This window comes from Schaalia sp. (genome assembly GCF_050312375.1).
In the GTDB taxonomy this organism is placed as follows: Bacteria; Actinomycetota; Actinomycetes; order Actinomycetales; family Actinomycetaceae; genus Pauljensenia; species Pauljensenia hyovaginalis.
The window spans coordinates 1-16095 of record NZ_JBNOYB010000046.1 but is presented as its reverse complement, the minus strand read 5'-3'; the positions used below and the strand labels follow the sequence as shown (position 1 = coordinate 16095).

The window sequence follows — 16095 nt, the reverse complement described above, 5'->3', positions numbered from 1 at the left end:
CAACTGGGCGGCGGCGCGGGCGGCAGCGCCCGAGCCGCCCCGTGAGGCGGCATGGCGGTCGATCGCCGCGGCGCCGACGATCTGGGGGGCCTCGGGGGGGAAGGCGCCCGCTGCGACGACGTCGGCGACGACGCAGGTGATGTTGTCGGGCCCGCCCGCCCGCAGTGCGAGGCGGATGAGCTCCTCGGCGCATTCTCCCGGATCCTCGACGGTGGCGAGGATCATGCCGATCGTCTCGGGGGAGACGACGCCCGAGAGGCCGTCCGAGCACAGGAGCCACCGGTCCCCGAGCACGGCCTCGCGGATCGTCTCGTCGGGGGTGACATCGGCCTGGGAGTCGCCGAGGATGCGCAGGACGACGTTCCGGTTCGGGTGGTGCTCGGCCTCTTCGGGGGTGATCTGCCCGGATTCGATGAGGTACTGGACGAAGGAGTGATCGGTGGTCACCTGGGTGAGGGCCTCGCCGCGCAGGAGGTAGGCCCGTGAATCGCCGATGTGGACCATTGCGAGCTTGTTGCCCGAGCGCATGAGGGCGATGCACGTCGTGCCCAGGCCCTCGAGGTCCTTGTCCCTGTGCGAGCGATCGGAGAGCTCTTCATGGGCGTCCATGAGGGCGTCGCGCAGGAGCGGCAGCATCGTGTCGGCGGTGTGGGAGTCCGTGTCCAGGGGGACGAGGTGGGCCAGGGCGACGGATGAGGCGATATCGCCTCCGGCCGGGCCGCCCATCCCGTCCGCGAGCACGAGGAGATTGGCCCCGGCGTAGCCGGAGTCCTGATTGTTGCTTCTCACGAGCCCGACATCGGAGCGGGCGGCGTAGTGGAACTCGAGGGGAAGCGCCATCTCACCTCACCAGTTCGAGTGTCGTCTGCCCGATGCGAACGATGTCCCCGACGCGCAGGAGGCGCGGCTCGTTCAGACGCTCGTCATCGACGAAGGTCCCGTTGCGCGAGCCGAGGTCTTCGACCCACCACCCCTGCTCCGAGGGCTGCAGGCGCGCGTGACGGCCCGAGGCGTACTCGTCTTCGAGGACGAGCGTGGAGGCGGGCGAGCGCCCGATGATGATGGGGGCGGCGCCGAGCGGCAGGATCGTGCCGACGAGCGGCCCGCCGGTGAGGAGGATCGACTTCGGCGCGTCGGTGAGTTCGTCGCTCCGCCGCCGCTTGGATTCGCGTTTGCGCTGGTCGGCTTCCTTGCGGCCTTTGCCGCGCGGTGTGACGACCGTGCCGAAGACATCCCTCTTGAGGGTGTTGACGGCGCCGAGGACGAGCAGCCAGAGCAGGACGAGGAAGCCGAGGCGCAGGACTGTGAAAGCGAGATCCGAGGTCATTGATCGCCGTCGCTTTCGGGGTGGGTCCAGAAGTCGATCTTGGTGCGTCCGATGACGATCTGGTTGCCGTCGAGGAGGGTGGCGGCGTCGATCCGATGCCCTTCGACGAAGGTCCCGTTGGTCGAGCCCAAGTCCGTGGCGATGACGCCGGTCGGGGTGATCCTCAGTTCGAGGTGGCGCCGCGAGACCCCGGTGTCGTTGACGACGATGTCGGACTCGGAGCCGCGTCCGATGACGGTGACGGGCTCGGTGAGGAGCCACTTCTCGCCGTCGACATCGATGATGGGATGCTCGGGCGAGGGGGAAGACGCGGTCGCGGGCGCGGCGGCTCCGCGGCGGTTCGCCGCCTCCACCCGCAGGCGCCCGGTCTGCTCCGCGGAGTCCTCTTCGAATTCGACCGTGACCGGCCCGAGCAGGGCGAATCCGCTGGCGGTGGCGTGCTCGGTCGCCTGCTGGGCGAACTCGTCGGAGAGGACGTCGAGGTCGGCTTCGAGGGAATCGAGGTCCGTCCGGGCCGCATGAACGGTGAAATGGTTCGCCGCGATGGTGCGCTCCGAGGAGAGGGCCTGGGCCGAGTCGTCCATGGCGCGACGGATCGCGGTGTTGACGTCGACGGCCTTGATCCCCGACCGGAATACGCGCGAGAAGGCGCCGTTGACGCCGCGCTCGACTGCGTTTTCGAAGCGGTCGAAGATGCTCATACGTGTTCTCCTCGTCCCTTGTGGGAGCCCTGGTGCTGCGAGCGCACAGCACTCGACGTGGGTCAGTCTAACTGTCAAGCCGAGCTTGAGGCCCTTCCGAATGTCCTAATCGTCGTGTTGCCTGCGTGAATGCCAGCCCATCCGCCACCTCGGAGAGGGTGCTGCCAGGGCTCGCCGTCGGCTTCGACGCCGGTCTCGGCGCTCGGCGGAAGCACGGCTTCCGCACCTGAAACGGTCCTGGGGGCGCGCCGCCCGGCGCGCCCCCAGGACCGCCCCGCTCAGGACGAGAGCCCCGCCCTCGCGACCCGGGCGCGGCCGATCGGCCGGATCAGAAGTCCCAGTCCTCGTCCTCGGTGTCGACGATCTCGCCGATGACGTAGGACGAACCCGAGCCCGAGAAGAAGTCGTGGTTCTCGTCCGCGTTCGGGGACAGGGCCGCGAGGATCGCGGGATTCACGTTCGTCTCATCATGCGGGAACAGGGCCTCGTAGCCGAGGTTCATCAGCGCCTTGTTCGCGTTGTAACGGAGGAACTTCTTGACGTCCTCGGTCAGCCCGAGCGGATCGTAGAGGTCCTCGGTGTACTGCTCCTCGTTCTCGTAGAGCTCGTAGAGCAGGTCGTAGGTGTAGTCCTTGAGCTCCTGGCGGCGCTCCGGCGTCGACTCGGCGACGGCCAGCTGGTACTTGTAGCCGATGTAGTAGCCGTGAACGGCCTCGTCGCGGATGATGAGGCGGATGAGGTCGGCCGTATTCGTCAGCTTGGCGTGCGAGGACCAGTACATCGGCGCGTAGAAGCCGGAGTAGAAGAGGAAGGACTCGAGCATCGTCGAGGCGACCTTCCGCTTGGCCGGATCATCGCCCTCGTAATAGGACTTCACGATCTCCGCCTTGCGCTGAAGGGCCTCGTTCTCCTCGCTCCAGCGGAAGGACTCGTTGATCTCCTCGGTCGACAGGAGCGTCGAGAAGATCGAGGAGTACGACTTCGCGTGCACCGACTCCATGAAGGCGATGTTCGTGAGCACCGCCTCCTCATGCGGGGTGCGCGCGTCGGGGATGAGCGACACCGCGCCGATCGTGCCCTGAAGGGTGTCGAGCAGCGTCAGGCCCGTGAACACGCGGTTCGTCATGAGCTGCTCGTGCGGGCGCAGTGTCGTCCACGACTGGATGTCGTTGGAGAGCGGGATCTTCTCGGGCAGCCAGAAGTTGCCGGTGAGGCGATCCCAGACCTCGAGGTCCTTCTCGTCCTCGATCCGATTCCAGTTGATGGCTTCGAAGATCGGCTCTGTGCTCACGCGTCCTCCTTGCGGCTGGTCCCGCTCCTGCGGCCGCCGCCCCGGCGGCCATGCGTCCAGCCTAGCGGCGCTTCGCCCGGGCTTCGAGGGCGCCGGGCGTGAAGCTCGACCCACGCGGCTCCGACGGGCGTGCGCGCCGCCGCGCGCGGTCCCGGAGCCGCGGCCGCGAAGGCGCTCGCCGGGATCAGTCCTTCACGAGGGCGAGCAGGTGATCGAGCACCTTGCCCGACGAGGCGCGCACCCCGTCGTGCTGGTACTCGTTCGTCACCCAGGTGCGGGTCCCGCGCACGAGCCCGGCCGTGTCGAGGGAGAGCTCGCGGGGGACGAACATGTCGTCGTAGTAGACGGCCGCGGCGACCGGGACCGTGTTCTCGGCGAGCCGCTCCGGGTCGTAGACCGCCGGCCAGTCGGTCCGTTCCGCGAGGAGGTCGGTCGTGCCGGCAAGGGGCGCGAGCCCCGGGTCCTCGTCGAAGATGCGGCGCATCATGTGCTCGCCGGTGAGGAAGTAGGGCTCGGAGGCGTCGAGCGGGTCGGCGCCCTTGGCGAATCCGGGCGTCTCCTCGGCGAGGCGGTCGGCCGACCAGGCGGTCGCCGTGCCCGCGAGCGCCGGGGTCGCGCAGGCGTAGATCGCCTCCTGCAAGACCCCGTACATCGGGGTGATCGCGACCTCGGAGGCCACCTGGGAGAGGAAGTCCGAGGACAGGCGGCGCTCCCCGCGCACATGCGTCCAGGGGCCTTCGAGGAGGAAATGGAGCGCATCGGTCGCGGTCTGCATGCCCAGGCCCATGCCGATCATGCGGAAGCGCTCGGTGGAGAGGCGCTCCCCGGTCGGGAGGCGTTCGTCCGTGTCGCGCAGGTGGGCGGCGACTTCGCGGATCGTGCGCTCGTCTCCCGTGTGGCGCTCGAAGTAGGCGCGGTTGCGGGCGGCCGTGCGCGCATAGGTGAGGCGGTAGATGTCATCGACGTGGACGAGGCCGGGCAGACCGCCCGTGATGAGGCAGGCCTCGAGGTGCTCGGGCGCGGTCGACAGGTAGGCGAGGGTGAGGAAGCCGCCGTAGGACTGGCCGAGGGTCGTCCACTTCTCGCAGCCGAGCGCTTCGCGCAGGGCCTCGGCGTCGGCGATGATCTGGTCCTGGCGGAAGAGCATGAGCCGGTCCGCGCGAGCCCGGTCGTCGGGGAGCTCGGCGAGGGCCTGGGCGTCCATGCGGGTCGACTGGCCCGTGCCGCGCTGATCGAGCAGGACGACCCGGTAATCCTGCAGGGCCCGCCCGATCCAGCCGTCGCGGAAGTCCCCCTGGCGCGGGCCTTTCCCGCCGGGGCCTCCCTGGAGGAAGACGAGGCGGGGAAGGTCGTCCCCGCCCGGGCGGACGAGTTCGCGGGCGAAGACCTCGATACGGGGATCGCCCGGCCCCTCGGGGCGGAAGTGATCGAGGGGGACCTCGATCCTGTGCTCGTGAACCGTCACGGAATGCTGGACGTAGGTCGAGGTGCGCATGGTGGAAGCCTAACGCCGCGGCCTTCAGGCGAGTGCGAGGAGCGCGACGTAGGAGGCCGTTCCCGCCCCGATCGAGAGCATCATCCGACGCCCGCCGAGGAGGTGGACGGCCACGGTGATCGCACTCGCGAGGAGGGCCGCCCACCCCTTGCCCGCGATGGCGACTGCATGCGAGTGGAGGGTGAGGGCTGCGAGCACGAAGAGGATGCCCGCCGGCATCCACGCGCCCATGGCGCGCACGAATCGGGACTCGCGCAGCGGCTCGAGGAGGATGAAGGGGATGCCGCGCAATCCCAGGTCGATGAGGAAGACGATCGCGAGGACCGCGAGCAGATAGCCGAGCAACGGGGTCATCGCGCCCCCTCCTTCGCGTCCTCGAGCGGAAGGGCGCCGCGGGCCCTCGCCCAGAAGAAGCGGACGACCAGGAGCGCGACGAAGAGGAGGAGGGAGGTGATGAGCCACTGCTCGGGTGCGGCGAACCAGGCGAGCGCCATCGCGAGGCCCGCGAGGAGCAGGGAGGGGACCTCCGCCCTCGTCCTGGCGGCATCGAGGGCGAGGACGATGAACATGGCGCACAGGGCGAAATCGAGACCCGGGATCGTCCCGGGGATCAAGGAGCCGAGGAGGACGCCGACGAGCCCCGAGGCCACCCATGCCGACTGGAGGAGCAGCTGCATCGCGAGGATCCTCGGCTCCGTCCAGCCGTTCGGGCGTGCGACCGTGAGGGCGTAGGCCTCGTCGACGAGGGCGTAGACCGAGTACAACCTGGCCGCCCGCCCCTTGACGACGGCGAGGGGGAAGGAGAAGGCGTAGAAGAGGTGGCGCGAGTTCACGAGGAGGATCGTCACCGCGACGGTCGCGAGCGGCGTGCCCGCCGAGGCGAGGGCGACCATGAGGAGCTCGGCCGAGCCGGAGTACGCGGTGAGCGACAGGGCGGGCGCCATCCACCAGGGCAGGGGGGACTGGGCGACGAGGAGCCCGAAGGCCAGTCCGAGGGGGATGTATCCGAGGGCCGCCGGAGCCGCGGTCTTCAGGCCCTCGATGATCTCGACCCGTGTCGATCGTGAGGGGATCTCACGGGATTCGGGCCGGGTCGCAGGAGTCACGGGATCATTGTCCGGGTCCGGACCCCATCTCGGCGGGGACGGCCGCTCCTCGGACCGCGGCGACCCGGGGCGCCCCGTCGTCCGGCACCGCCTTCGCCCTCGGCAAGAGCCCGCGCGCCTTCTCGCGGTCGAGGCGCGCGGATCAGCCCCGGTCGGCGATGGGGGTCGACTGGTGATGGACGAGGAGGGGCCCGCGACCCGGGTCGGGGGCCCAGACGCTGAGCTCGGCCGCCTGTCCGCCCTGCCAGCTCAGCGTGTAGGTCACCAGGATCGCGCCGCCCGCGTCCCGCACCTCGAATCGGCCGACCTTCGGGCCGGGCGGCACGGGCCCTTCGAGTCCCGCGACGGTCCTCCCGTCGGGCCACACCCGCACGCAGCCCGGAGCGCGCAGTTCGGCGAGGGTCCCGGCATCACGGCTCATCCACGCCTGGATGAAGCGCTTCTCGAGCTCGCGGATGTCGTCGGCCGGAGAGGGGGCGGCGCCCGGAAGGGGCGGTGCGGTCGGGTGAGCCGTCGGGGAGGGGGCGCCGGGCGCGCCGAAGCGCGGGCCGGGCGCGGGAGTGCGGCCCTCCTTGTAGGCTTCGGCGCAGCCGCGGGCGAGGTCGTCGGCCTTCTCGTTCATCGCGTGCCCGGCATGCCCCTTCACCCATTCGAAGGAGACGTCCCGGCCCTCGATGATGCGGTCGATCTCCTGGATGACTTCGAGGTTCTTGATCCGCTGCTTGTCCGCTTTGGTCCAAGCGCGCTTCTTCCAGGAGTGGCGCCACTTGGTGATGACGTTGATCGCGTACTGGGAGTCGGCGAGGATCCTGAGCCTCTCTGGGGCGAGGCCGGCCGCTTCGGTGGCTTTGAGGAGTTCGAGGATCGCGGTGAGCTCCCCGAGGTTGTTCGTCCCCTCCGGCCAGCCGCCCGCGTCCCAGTGGTCGTCGTCGACGACCCACGCCCATCCGGAAGGCCCGGGGTTGGACAGGGAGGAACCGTCGACTGCAGCCGTGATCGTCATGTCGGACATGGTATCGAGTCGAAGACGGGCCCCAGTGCTCGCTTCGCGGGTCTTTTCGCCCTCGACGGGACCGGGAACAGCCGCGAAACGAGCAGCGGGACCCCTCACTCCCCGATGCCCACCTGCCCGAGCGCGAAGGCGAACTCCTCCGCGCGCGCGGCCCAGCGGCCCTCGCGCCCCGAGGGGCCGGCGTGGCCGGCGACCATCTGAGTGCGCAGGACGATCGGACGCTCGCGGGCGAGGACCGGATCGCTCGCGGCGCCCGAGGCCTCGCGGAGGCGCTGGACCCACTTCGTCGGCTCGACGAATTCGACGCGCGTGTCGTTCACCGAGGTCGTCGCCATCACCGCGGGAAGCGGGACTCCTTCAGGGACGTTCTCATAGGGCGTGTAGGCCTTCATCGCGGCGAAGACCTCGGGGTCCTCGATCGGGTTGCCCCACTCCTCCCACTCGCCGACCGTGAGCGGCAGCGACGGGTCGAGGATCGTCGTGAGCGCATCGACGAAGGGGACGCCCGCGATGACGACCCGGAAAAGGGAGGGCGCCATGTTGAGGACCGCGCCCATGAGGAGCCCGCCGGCGCTGCGGCCCTCCGCGATGAGGCGGTCGGGCGCGACCCAGCCCGAGTCGATGAGCCAGGAGCCCACGTCGATGAAATCCTCGAAAGTATGCCGTTTGACCAGCATCTTCCCGTCCTCGTACCAGGCGCGCCCGAGTTCGCCGCCGCCGCGGACGTGCGCGATCGCGAAAACGAGGCCGCGTTCGAGGAGGGGCAGGCGCAGGGTCTCGAACTCCGGGTCGTAGGAGATCTCATAGGAGCCGTAGCCGATCTGCCAGCCGGCGTTCGTCCCGTCGGGCACGACATCGGCGCGATGGACGAGGGTGACGGGGATCCGTGTGCGGCCGTCGCGGCCCGTCACCCACACGCGCTCTTCGACGAAGCGGGAGGGATCCCACCCGGGGGCGCTCTCCTCCTTGAGCAGGCGGGTCCGACCGCCGGCGGGGTCGACCTGCAGCGTGAGGGGCGGCTGGATCTGCGACTGGAGGGACACGCGGAAGAAGCGGTCGCCGAATCGCGGTCCGGGCGCGGTCTGGATCGTCCGCACCTCGGTCTGCGAGTCGACGAAGCGACCCGGCCCCCACAGCTGCGCGATCTCCTCCGCGCTCAGGGGCCGAGGGCGGGAGCCCCGGTCGGCTTCGACGGGGAGGCGACGGGTCCGGTACTCGACCTGGGTGAGCGCCTTGGAGCGCATCGTGAGGAGCGCGCATCCTGCGAAGGCCTCGACTTCGAGGAGGCGCTCGCCCTCGGCCGCCTCGCGCAGGGGGATCCAGGTCTCGGCAGGGGCGAGGGGCGCGAGCGGTGCGAGACCGGGCAGCGCTTCGCCCGCAGCGCGGTTCTGGAGGGCCGCGCGCGAGAAGTCCGGGCCGACGGCGACGGCGGCGAAGCGCTCGTCGAGGTCGGCGGGCAGGGGCGCTGCCGCGAGGGAGCCTTCTCGGCTCGAGGCCGTATGGACGAGAAGAAGGTGGTCTCCGGCGGACTCGACCGAGACCTGAACATCCGGTGCGGATGCGACGAGGGGGAGGGGGCGGGAGGCGGGGAAGTCGGGCGACCAGGCCCACGCCCGTCCGGAGGTCGTCGAGGCCGATGCGATGATCACGAGGCGGGGGTCGGCCGAGTCGAGGATGCCCATCTCGAAGCGCTCGTCGTCCTCGACGAGGAGGAGGCGGTCCTCGTCCCGGGATGCGCCGAGCCGGTGGTGCCAGATCTCGCAGGAGCGCCACGCCTCGTCGACGCCGACGTAGAGGAAGGACGCGGAGTCGGCCGCCCAGGCGAAGCCGTAGCCCGCGTCGGCGACTTCCTCGTCGATCGTCCGTCCGGTCGCGACCTCGCGGATGATCCACTGATGCCGTTCGTCGCCGGCGAGGTCGCGGGCCCAGGCGACGAGGCGCCCGTCGGGGCTGGGGACCAGGTCGGCGGCGCGGAAGAACTCGTGACCGGCGGCTTCGGCGTTCTCGTCGAGGACGAGCTCTTCGCCGGGGAGGGGCTCGTCGAGGGCGGGGGTCGGCGGGAGGTCCCGGGGGCCCAGCGCTTCGGCGGGCGCGGGGACGCGGTGGTGGGTCGCGTAGGAATCGCCTTCGCGCCAGCGCCGGAAGTACCAGAAGTCGCCCTCGAGGACGGGGACGCTCACGTCGTCGAGGGCGGTGCGGGCCCTGACCTCCGTCTCGATCCGCTTCGCGAGCGGCGAGGTCGGGCGGCACGCCTCGTCGGCCCAGGCGTTCTCCGCATCGAGGTGGGCGACGACTTGGGGGTCGGATTCGTCGCGGAGCCAGTCCCAGCCGTCGTCGAAACGATCGGAGTGGATGTCGCGCACGCGGTATCCGAAGCGGCGCTCGGCGAGGGGAGGAAGGGAGGGCGTTTCGGTCATGGGCCTACTCTAGGCGCGAGACGCGCCCCGCTCCCGTGCAGGGCCCGCCCCGCTCTTTAGCGGGGCGCGGAATCCGGGCCGGGGAATGCTCGCCCGTCCGCTTGAAGTCCGCCTGTGCGCGACACGAGCGAGGAGGAATAGGGTCGGGGCGTGCCCTCCATGACATCGCGAACGCCCCTCGTCTCGACCGTCACCGATACCGCCCTCGTCTTCGAGGGCGGCGGGATGCGCAACGCCTATACCGCGGCGGTCGTGTCCGAGCTCCTCGCCGAGGGACTCTTCTTCGACCACGTGTCGGGGATCTCGGCCGGTTCGTCCCACGTGTGCAACTACGTCTCGCGGGACCCTGCGCGCTCCTACGCGACCTTCGTCGACATCGTCGACGATCCCGAGTTCGGCGGTCTGGCGCATTTACGCAGGGGCGAGGGGCTGTTCAACGCCGAGTACATCTACGAGCGGATCGCCCGCCCCGAAGGCGCGATGCCCTTCGACATCGCCACTTTCGTCGACAATCCGGCGACGACGAGGGTGGGGGCCTTCAATGCGAGCCGCGGTGCGATGCGCTGGTTCACCAAGGAGGACATGTCGACCCTCGAGACGCTCGGGCCGGCGGTGAGGGCCTCGTCGACGCTGCCGATCCTCATGCCGCCGACCGTCATCGACGGGGACGTCTACGTCGATGGCGCGCTCGGACCGAACGGGGGCATCCCGCTCGACGCGCCGATGCGCGACGGCTACTCGAAGTTCCTCGTCATCGCGACCCGGCCGCGCGACTACGTGAAGGGCGCGATGCGCCCGGTGGTCGGCGCGGCTCTGAAGATGAGGTTCCGCGATCTCCCCTCGGTGTACGAGGGGGTCGCACGGCGTCCGGCGCGCTACAACGCGGCGCGCGAGAAGCTCTTCGACCTCGAGGCCAGGGGGCGCGCCTACCTGTTCTTCCCCGAGACGATGCCGATCTCGAACACGCAGATGCGCAAGTCCCGCCTGGAGACGGCCTACCGGTCAGGGCTCGCGCAGATCCGCAGGGAGATGCCCGCGATCAGGGACTTCCTCGGAGTCTGAGGGATTCTCGGTCGGGCCGCCCGCAGCGCAGGGGCGGCGGACTCCGGAGGGGATGCGATCCCCATCAGTCGCCGCCCCCTGCGCTCGGGGTCACTCGGTTGCGAGGGCCTCCACCGGGCTCGTCTTCGCGGCCCTGCGCCCCGGCCACCATGAGGCGGCGAGCGCGGCGAGGACGGAGCCCGCGACGACCGCGCCGAGGATCGGCCAGGGGATCGAGATGATCGTCCGGTCGATCTCCTCGAAGGGCAGCGCGTAGGTGCCCGCGATCCCGAAGCCGACGCCGAGGAGGAGGCCGAGGGTCGATCCGGCGAGTGCGATGATGAGCGCTTCGAGGGCGAGCATCCGCTGGATCCCTCGCTTGGTCGTGCCCAGGGCGCGCAGCAGCCCGTTCTCGCGCGTGCGCTCGGCGACCGACAGGCCGAGGGTGTTCGTCACGCCGACGAGGGCGACGACGACGGAGACGGCGAGCAGGCCGACGACGATGGCGAGGATCGCGTCGATGGTCTTCGTGTAGGTCTGCCTTTCGAGGGCGGGGCCGAAGACCATGTAGGAGGGGTCGAGGGAGAGGAGGCGCGATTGGAGCCCCTGGATGTCCTCGGAGCCGGTCTTGACGACGATGGTGGAGATCGGGGCGTCCGGCGCGATCCTCTTGAGGGAGGCCGCCGAGAGCTGGATCTGGCCGTAGGGGATCTTCTCATTCGCTTCGGCGGTGAAGTCCGCGCAGGAACCGCCCTCGGCGCACACCCGCATCTTCTCGCCGTCCCCGGCCAGATCGGAGGAGACGCGGACGATCGAGTCCGGGATCGCCTCGACGGGGGCGTGGGCGACGGGGGTGAGATCGGGAATCCCCTGCAGCGAGACGAATGAGTCGGGATCCGCCGCTGTTCCGGCTTGAGCTCCGCTGCTCGTCGCATTCGCGGCGCTTTCGATGGTCCCGGTGGCTCCGCGCACGCCGATCGCGGCGTCGACGCCATCGAGGTCCTGGATCCGCGCGAGTTCAGCCTCGGAGAGGGCCCCCGAAGGAGTCGAGACGTTGAGGTCGTAGGGGTAGTGGGCGTAGACCTCGGTCTCCAGGGTCGCCTTCGTCGACGAGGCGCCGACGCTCATCATCGTGATGAGGGTGACGCCGATGGCGATCGCGATGCCGGTGGAGGCGGTGCGCCCCGGGTTGCGCAGGGCGTTGCCGCGGGCGAGCCTCCCGGTCGTGCCGCGTGCGAGGGCTCCCCAGGCGCGCGCGAGCAGGGGGACGATCCCCACTCCCGCGACCATCATGGCGACGAGGATGACCATGCCGGAGGAGAAGGCGATGAGGAAGGAGGATTCGCTGCCCCGGTTCTGGAGGCCGTAGGCCATGCCCGCGGCCCCGAGGGCGGCGACGAGGAGGGAGACGGTGAGGAGGATCCTGTGGGAGCGCGCCGATCCGATGCGTTCGGCCTCCGCGTTCGCGAGGGCCTCCATCGGGGTGAGGCGCCCCATTGCGAGGGCGGGGCGCAGGCCCGCCAGGAGGGTCATGAGGGTGCCGAGCGCGAAGGCGCCGATGATCCTCGAGGGCGAGACGACGGCCTTCAGCGCCTCAGCCGCCCCCAGGAAGCCGAAGCCGGTGAGGACCCCCCAGCCGATGAGGAGGCCGAGGAGGACGCCGATCGCGGAGGAGACGAGTCCGACGAGGAGGGCTTCGCGTAGGAGGAGGGATCGGATCTGGCGGCGGGTCGTGCCGACCGCGCGCAGGAGCGCGAGTTCGCGCGTCCGCTGCGTGAGGAGGACGCGGAAGGTCGAGGCGACGACGATCGAGGCGACGACGACGGAGATGATCGGGAAGACGAGGAGCACGACTTGGATCCCGGTGGATCCGGCTGCGAGGTCCTTGAGGGCCTGTTCGCGCGCCTCGTCGGCGGTCTTGACCTCGAGGTCCTGATCGGCGAGGACGGCGGCGACGCTCTTGGAAAGGGCCTTGAGTTCGGCGTTCGAGGGCGAGGCCGCGCTGCTCGCGATGAGGAGGCGGTTGGTCGAGGACTCGCCGTGGGCGGCGGCGTCGAGGCCCTGGGGCGTCATGACGGCGCTTTCAGGACCCAGGGTCGAATGGGGGAGGAGGGCGGAGACGGTGAAGGTCCCGGGAGAGGGGTTCTCGGCGAAGGCCGGGGCGATTTCGAGGGGGTCGCCGACGGACACGCCGAGACGGGAGGCGCTCACTTCGTCGAGGGCGATCTGCCCGGGGGAGGAGGGCAGGGATCCCGTCGAGGGCGTGGGTGCGGAGAAGGGCGTCGGCATGAGCGCCTGCACCATGAGGTTGGAGCGCGTCCCGTCCTTCGCGAGGAGGAGGTAGGCGGAGGAGACGGGGGCGATGGCTCCGACTCCTTCGACCCTCTCGATTCTGGGGATGAGGGCTTTGAGGGCGTCCTGTCCGTCGGCGGTGATCGTGGAGAAGTCGTCTCCGGGGGAGATGACGACCGAGGCTCCCTCGTATTCGGAGGCGGTGATGCGTTCGAGGACGGCGTTCATCCCGTTGCCGAGGGCGAGGAAGGCGAGGACGAAGGCTGTGGAGATGGCGACCGCGAGACCGGTCGCGATGTAGCGGCGCGCATGGGAGCGCAGGTTCGCGCGGAGGAGGCGGTTCATCGTGCGGCCTCGGTGAGCTCGGAGGCGGAGGGGGCGAGGAGGTCGGCGCGGATCCGTCCGTCGCGCATGACGAGGACGCGATCGGCGTTCAGTGCCGCCGACTGATCGTGGGTGACCATGATGACGGACTGCCCGAGGTGGTCGACGGCGTCGCGCAGGAGGGTGAGGACTTCGCTGCTCGCCTGGGAGTCGAGGTTGCCGGTCGGTTCGTCGGCGACGATGACGGCGGGCTTGGAGGCGAGGGCCCTGGCGATCGCGACTCTTTGGCGCTGGCCGCCTGAGAGCTGGGAGGGCAGGTGGTGGAGGCGGGAGCCGAGTCCGAGGACGTCGACGATGGTCGAGAGCCAGTGGCGGTCGGGCGCGGCGCCTGCGAGGCTGAGGGGGAGTTCGATGTTCGCCCGCGCGTCGAGGGTGGGGACGAGGTTGAAGGACTGGAAGACGAAGCCGATGCGGTCGCGCCGGAGCCGGGTGAGGTGGTCGTCCTTCAGGCCGGTGATCGGACGGCCCTCGATGTACACCTCTCCGGAGGTGGGGGCGTCGAGTCCGGCGAGGACGTGGAGCATCGTGGATTTGCCCGAGCCCGAGGGGCCCATGATCGCGGTGAAGGCGCCCTGATCGAAGGAGGTGGACACGGCGTCGAGGGCGGCGACGCGGGTTTCGCCTTCGCCGTAGATCTTCGAGACCTGCTCGAGGCGGACGACGGGTGCGAAGGAGTCGGAAGCCGGGACTGCGGGATGTGATGTCATGGGAATGCTCATGCTTCAAGAGTGGCGCGCATCATGCTTCGCGACTATTGGGGATCCTCCCGAAAACTCCCCTGATGCCCCCCTGAAGCGCCCGGAACGCGGGCTTCACCCGGTTCCGTACCGCATGATCTTCGCTGAGAAAAGACTGGTTCGAGCATGTCGCCGCTCGTAGCATCGAGTGCAGCGGGGGCGACGATGCTCTCGCGAGAATCTCTGAAAGGAGCAGAATCTTGAGATTCTCATCCGAACAGAGGCAGGGGCTGAGCGTGAAACGCAGTGGGATGTGGGACAGGGTTTTGAACCTGGCGCCCCTGTTCACCTGGGGCGGGAACCTCGTTGCCATCGCCATCCTGATCTACGCCATGGCCAAGGGGATCCGACTCCCGGGGGCGGCCTTCTTCTGGTCCCTGATGGTGGCCCTTCTCGGTTCTTCCCTCGAAGAAGTCCGGAAGCGAAGGCGCGCGGGCGCGCAGGGCGGCGGGGCCGAGGATTCCCGTGCGCTTCAGGAGCCGAGCCGCAGTCCCCGGTAGCGGTTGATCGCCGCGCCGATGTCGATGCGGCGGGGGCGCACGAGGAAGGCGGGGAACTCGCGGGCGCCGAACTTCGCCGCCGCATCGAGTCCTTCGGAGTTGACCTGGCGCTCGAGACGGTCGAGGAGGTCGCCGAGCGGGGCGGCGCCCGTGGCGAAATGCTCGAGGATCGCCCGCATCGCCCAGGCGATCGCCTCCGTCTGGCCCGGGTCGACGATCTGCTCGAGGTCGGACAGGGAGACGGTCTGACGGTCGAGGATGATCTCATCGAGGCCCGAGGACTTCGTCTTCGTCCTCGACTCGGCCGGGCGCTGGCGCAGAGGGATGCGGGGTTCGGGCGGGGTGAAGGCGGATTCGTCGTTGCGCGGACGCGGCATCTGCTCGACGAGCTCGCGCGCGCGGCCGGTGACGTCGAGGCAGCGGTAGGAATCGAGCATGAGGACCGTGTCGGCGATATCGAGGTAATCGCCCGAACCGCCCATGACCATGATCGTCGACACGCCTGACGAGGCGAGCGCCCCGATCCGGTCGACGAGCGGGGTGATCGGCTCCTTCTCCGCGGCGACCAGGGCTCTCATGCGCTCATCGCGGATGAGGAGGTTCGTCGCGGAGGTGTCCTCGTCGATGAGGAGGAGGCGCGAGCCGAGCTCGACCGCTTCCATGAGGGCTGCGGCCTGCGAGGTCGATCCCGAGGCGTTCTCGGTTGAGAAGGCGCGCGTGTCGGCGCCGGTCGGGAGGTGGGAGATGAAGGGGGAGACGTCGACCCCGGTGACGGCGCGCCCGTCGGCGGCGCGGACCTTCATCGCCTCGGGCAGGGCGGCGACGCGCTCGCGGCCGTCGCCGGGGACGTGCGCGTAGACGCCGCGCTGGAGGGCGCCGAGCAGGGTCGACTTGCCGTGGTAGCCGCCGCCGACGATGAGGGTGACGCCCGGGCGGATCGCCATGCCGGTGACGGCGCCCGCGTGGGGGAGTTCGACGGTTTCGCGCAGGGTCTCCGGCGAGGAGAAGGGGATCGCCTCGTCCAGCGGCGCCTGCGAGATGCCGGACCTGCGGGCCAGGATCGAGCCGTCGGCGACGAAGGCCACCCAGTTCTTCGCTTCGAGCTCGTCGACGAGGGCGCAGTGGTCCTCGTAGACGGCGATGTGGGACAGGAGGGCGGCGGTCTTGATGCGCGTCTCGCCGTCGTCGGAGACGAAGTCGAAGGCGTCCATGATGACGTTGGGGACGTCGACGTCGAAGATGCGGGCGGCCTCATGGCCGAGGATCGTGCGGCCGCGCGCGGGCATCTGGACCTGGAGGCGGACCTCGACGCGGTCGGGGAAGACGATCGCGCTGGAGCGCTGGAGGATCTCCTGGCCGGGGTGGGCGATGCGGACGCCGCCCCCGCGGGCGCGGTTCTTGATCGCGATCTCGATCGAGCGGGCGAGGAAGTCGGCGGCGGCGAGGCGGGCGCGCCCCGAGGCGAGGGCTCCGGCGGGCAGCCCCATGGTCTTCGGCGTCGCGATCGCGCGGATCGCCGAGGGCGGGGCGTAGGGGTCGGATTGGACGCGGTCGATGGCGAGCGTGAAGTCGCCGTAGTCCCAGTCGCCGATCACCGACTTGTAGGTCCCGTAGGGGCGTCCGTCGAAGCGCCTGAGGTCCGAGAGGAGGTCCTGGTCGGAGCCGGAGCGTCGGCGGGGTCGGTCGGAGGGGTCGAAGCGGGGCGTCATGCTCCCAGCCTAGCGGCGCTGATGGCGGGTCGAGGCGGAGGCGGATGTGAGACTGGGCGCGGGGCGCACCCGGTGGGTGCGCC

14 protein-coding genes are annotated in these 16095 nt (G+C 70.1%); 2 read left to right on the top strand and 12 right to left on the bottom strand.

The genetic code is table 11. The annotated features are described in order from the left end of the window. The 9 genes from ACQY7V_RS03480 to ACQY7V_RS03440 form a co-directional block, all read right to left on the bottom strand. A partial coding sequence (locus tag ACQY7V_RS03480; RefSeq protein ID WP_428638928.1) for a PP2C family protein-serine/threonine phosphatase occupies positions 1-840 on the bottom strand: 840 nt, incomplete at its 3' end. 1 nt (position 841) lies between these two features. Further along, on the bottom strand, positions 842-1327 hold the full coding sequence (locus tag ACQY7V_RS03475; protein ID WP_320835878.1) for an FHA domain-containing protein FhaB/FipA: 486 nt from the start codon (positions 1325-1327) through the stop codon (positions 842-844). Continuing rightward, complete coding sequence (locus ACQY7V_RS03470; RefSeq protein WP_320835879.1) at positions 1324-2028, bottom strand: DUF3662 and FHA domain-containing protein; 705 nt, start codon at positions 2026-2028, stop codon at positions 1324-1326. The genes ACQY7V_RS03475 and ACQY7V_RS03470 overlap by 4 nt, the downstream gene beginning before the upstream one ends. Before the next feature lie 328 nt (positions 2029-2356). Continuing rightward, positions 2357-3319 (bottom strand): class 1b ribonucleoside-diphosphate reductase subunit beta, encoded by a 963-nt coding sequence (nrdF, locus tag ACQY7V_RS03465; protein WP_184451385.1) that lies wholly within the window; start codon positions 3317-3319, stop codon positions 2357-2359. Positions 3320-3503: 184 nt separating this feature from the next. Continuing rightward, on the bottom strand, positions 3504-4814 hold the full coding sequence (locus tag ACQY7V_RS03460; RefSeq protein ID WP_277298674.1) for an alpha/beta fold hydrolase: 1311 nt from the start codon (positions 4812-4814) through the stop codon (positions 3504-3506). Positions 4815-4838: 24 nt separating this feature from the next. Next, on the bottom strand, positions 4839-5168 hold the full coding sequence (locus tag ACQY7V_RS03455) for a branched-chain amino acid transporter permease (RefSeq protein WP_277298673.1): 330 nt from the start codon (positions 5166-5168) through the stop codon (positions 4839-4841). After that, a complete protein-coding gene (locus tag ACQY7V_RS03450; RefSeq protein WP_277298672.1) occupies positions 5165-5920 on the bottom strand; it encodes an AzlC family ABC transporter permease in 756 nt (251 codons plus the stop codon). Before ACQY7V_RS03450 ends, ACQY7V_RS03455 begins: the two co-directional genes overlap by 4 nt. Positions 5921-6062: 142 nt before the next feature. Next, positions 6063-6923 carry an RNase H family protein gene (locus tag ACQY7V_RS03445; RefSeq protein ID WP_277298671.1) on the bottom strand — a complete coding sequence of 287 codons (861 nt, stop codon included), beginning with the start codon at positions 6921-6923 and terminating at the stop codon, positions 6063-6065. Between the two features lie 104 nt (positions 6924-7027). Continuing rightward, entirely contained in the window at positions 7028-9349 is a 2322-nt protein-coding gene (locus tag ACQY7V_RS03440; protein ID WP_320836204.1) for a S9 family peptidase, read from the bottom strand. Between the two features lie 159 nt (positions 9350-9508). Here ACQY7V_RS03440 and ACQY7V_RS03435 point away from each other — a divergent pair, with 159 nt between their 5' ends. After that, a complete protein-coding gene (locus tag ACQY7V_RS03435) occupies positions 9509-10411 on the top strand; it encodes a patatin-like phospholipase family protein (RefSeq protein ID WP_303772854.1) in 903 nt (300 codons plus the stop codon). Positions 10412-10501: 90 nt separating this feature from the next. Here the strand turns inward: ACQY7V_RS03435 and ACQY7V_RS03430 are convergent, their stop codons facing one another. Together ACQY7V_RS03430 and ACQY7V_RS03425 are read right to left on the bottom strand one after the other, a co-directional pair. Continuing rightward, entirely contained in the window at positions 10502-13027 is a 2526-nt protein-coding gene (locus ACQY7V_RS03430; RefSeq protein WP_428638923.1) for an FtsX-like permease family protein, read from the bottom strand. Further along, a complete protein-coding gene (locus ACQY7V_RS03425; RefSeq protein WP_407822773.1) occupies positions 13024-13785 on the bottom strand; it encodes an ABC transporter ATP-binding protein in 762 nt (253 codons plus the stop codon). Before ACQY7V_RS03425 ends, ACQY7V_RS03430 begins: the two co-directional genes overlap by 4 nt. Before the next feature lie 254 nt (positions 13786-14039). Between ACQY7V_RS03425 and ACQY7V_RS03420 the strand changes: the two genes are divergently transcribed. After that, positions 14040-14303, top strand: coding sequence for a hypothetical protein (locus ACQY7V_RS03420; RefSeq protein ID WP_428638922.1), 264 nt, complete (start codon positions 14040-14042; stop codon positions 14301-14303). On the opposite strand, the gene ACQY7V_RS03415 is transcribed toward ACQY7V_RS03420, so the two are convergent. Further along, complete coding sequence (locus ACQY7V_RS03415) at positions 14276-16012, bottom strand: ABC-ATPase domain-containing protein (protein ID WP_428638920.1); 1737 nt, start codon at positions 16010-16012, stop codon at positions 14276-14278. The genes ACQY7V_RS03420 and ACQY7V_RS03415 overlap by 28 nt on opposite strands. Positions 16013-16095: the final 83 nt, after the last annotated feature.

Excerpts from the sequence above, each read along its gene's own strand:
- ACQY7V_RS03475 (WP_320835878.1), bottom strand. The coding sequence starts at position 1,327 with ATGACCTCGGATCTCGCTTTCACAGTCCTGCGCCTCGGCTTCCTCGTC.
- ACQY7V_RS03470 (WP_320835879.1), bottom strand. The coding sequence starts at position 2,028 with ATGAGCATCTTCGACCGCTTCGAAAACGCAGTCGAGCGCGGCGTCAAC.
- ACQY7V_RS03460 (WP_277298674.1), bottom strand. The coding sequence starts at position 4,814 with ATGCGCACCTCGACCTACGTCCAGCATTCCGTGACGGTTCACGAGCAC.
- ACQY7V_RS03455 (WP_277298673.1), bottom strand. The coding sequence starts at position 5,168 with ATGACCCCGTTGCTCGGCTATCTGCTCGCGGTCCTCGCGATCGTCTTC.
- ACQY7V_RS03445 (WP_277298671.1), bottom strand. The coding sequence starts at position 6,923 with ATGACGATCACGGCTGCAGTCGACGGTTCCTCCCTGTCCAACCCCGGG.
- ACQY7V_RS03440 (WP_320836204.1), bottom strand. The coding sequence starts at position 9,349 with ATGACCGAAACGCCCTCCCTTCCTCCCCTCGCCGAGCGCCGCTTCGGA.
- ACQY7V_RS03435 (WP_303772854.1), top strand. The coding sequence starts at position 9,509 with ATGACATCGCGAACGCCCCTCGTCTCGACCGTCACCGATACCGCCCTC.
- ACQY7V_RS03430 (WP_428638923.1), bottom strand. The coding sequence starts at position 13,027 with ATGAACCGCCTCCTCCGCGCGAACCTGCGCTCCCATGCGCGCCGCTAC.
- ACQY7V_RS03425 (WP_407822773.1), bottom strand. The coding sequence starts at position 13,785 with ATGAGCATTCCCATGACATCACATCCCGCAGTCCCGGCTTCCGACTCC.
- ACQY7V_RS03415 (WP_428638920.1), bottom strand. The coding sequence starts at position 16,012 with ATGACGCCCCGCTTCGACCCCTCCGACCGACCCCGCCGACGCTCCGGC.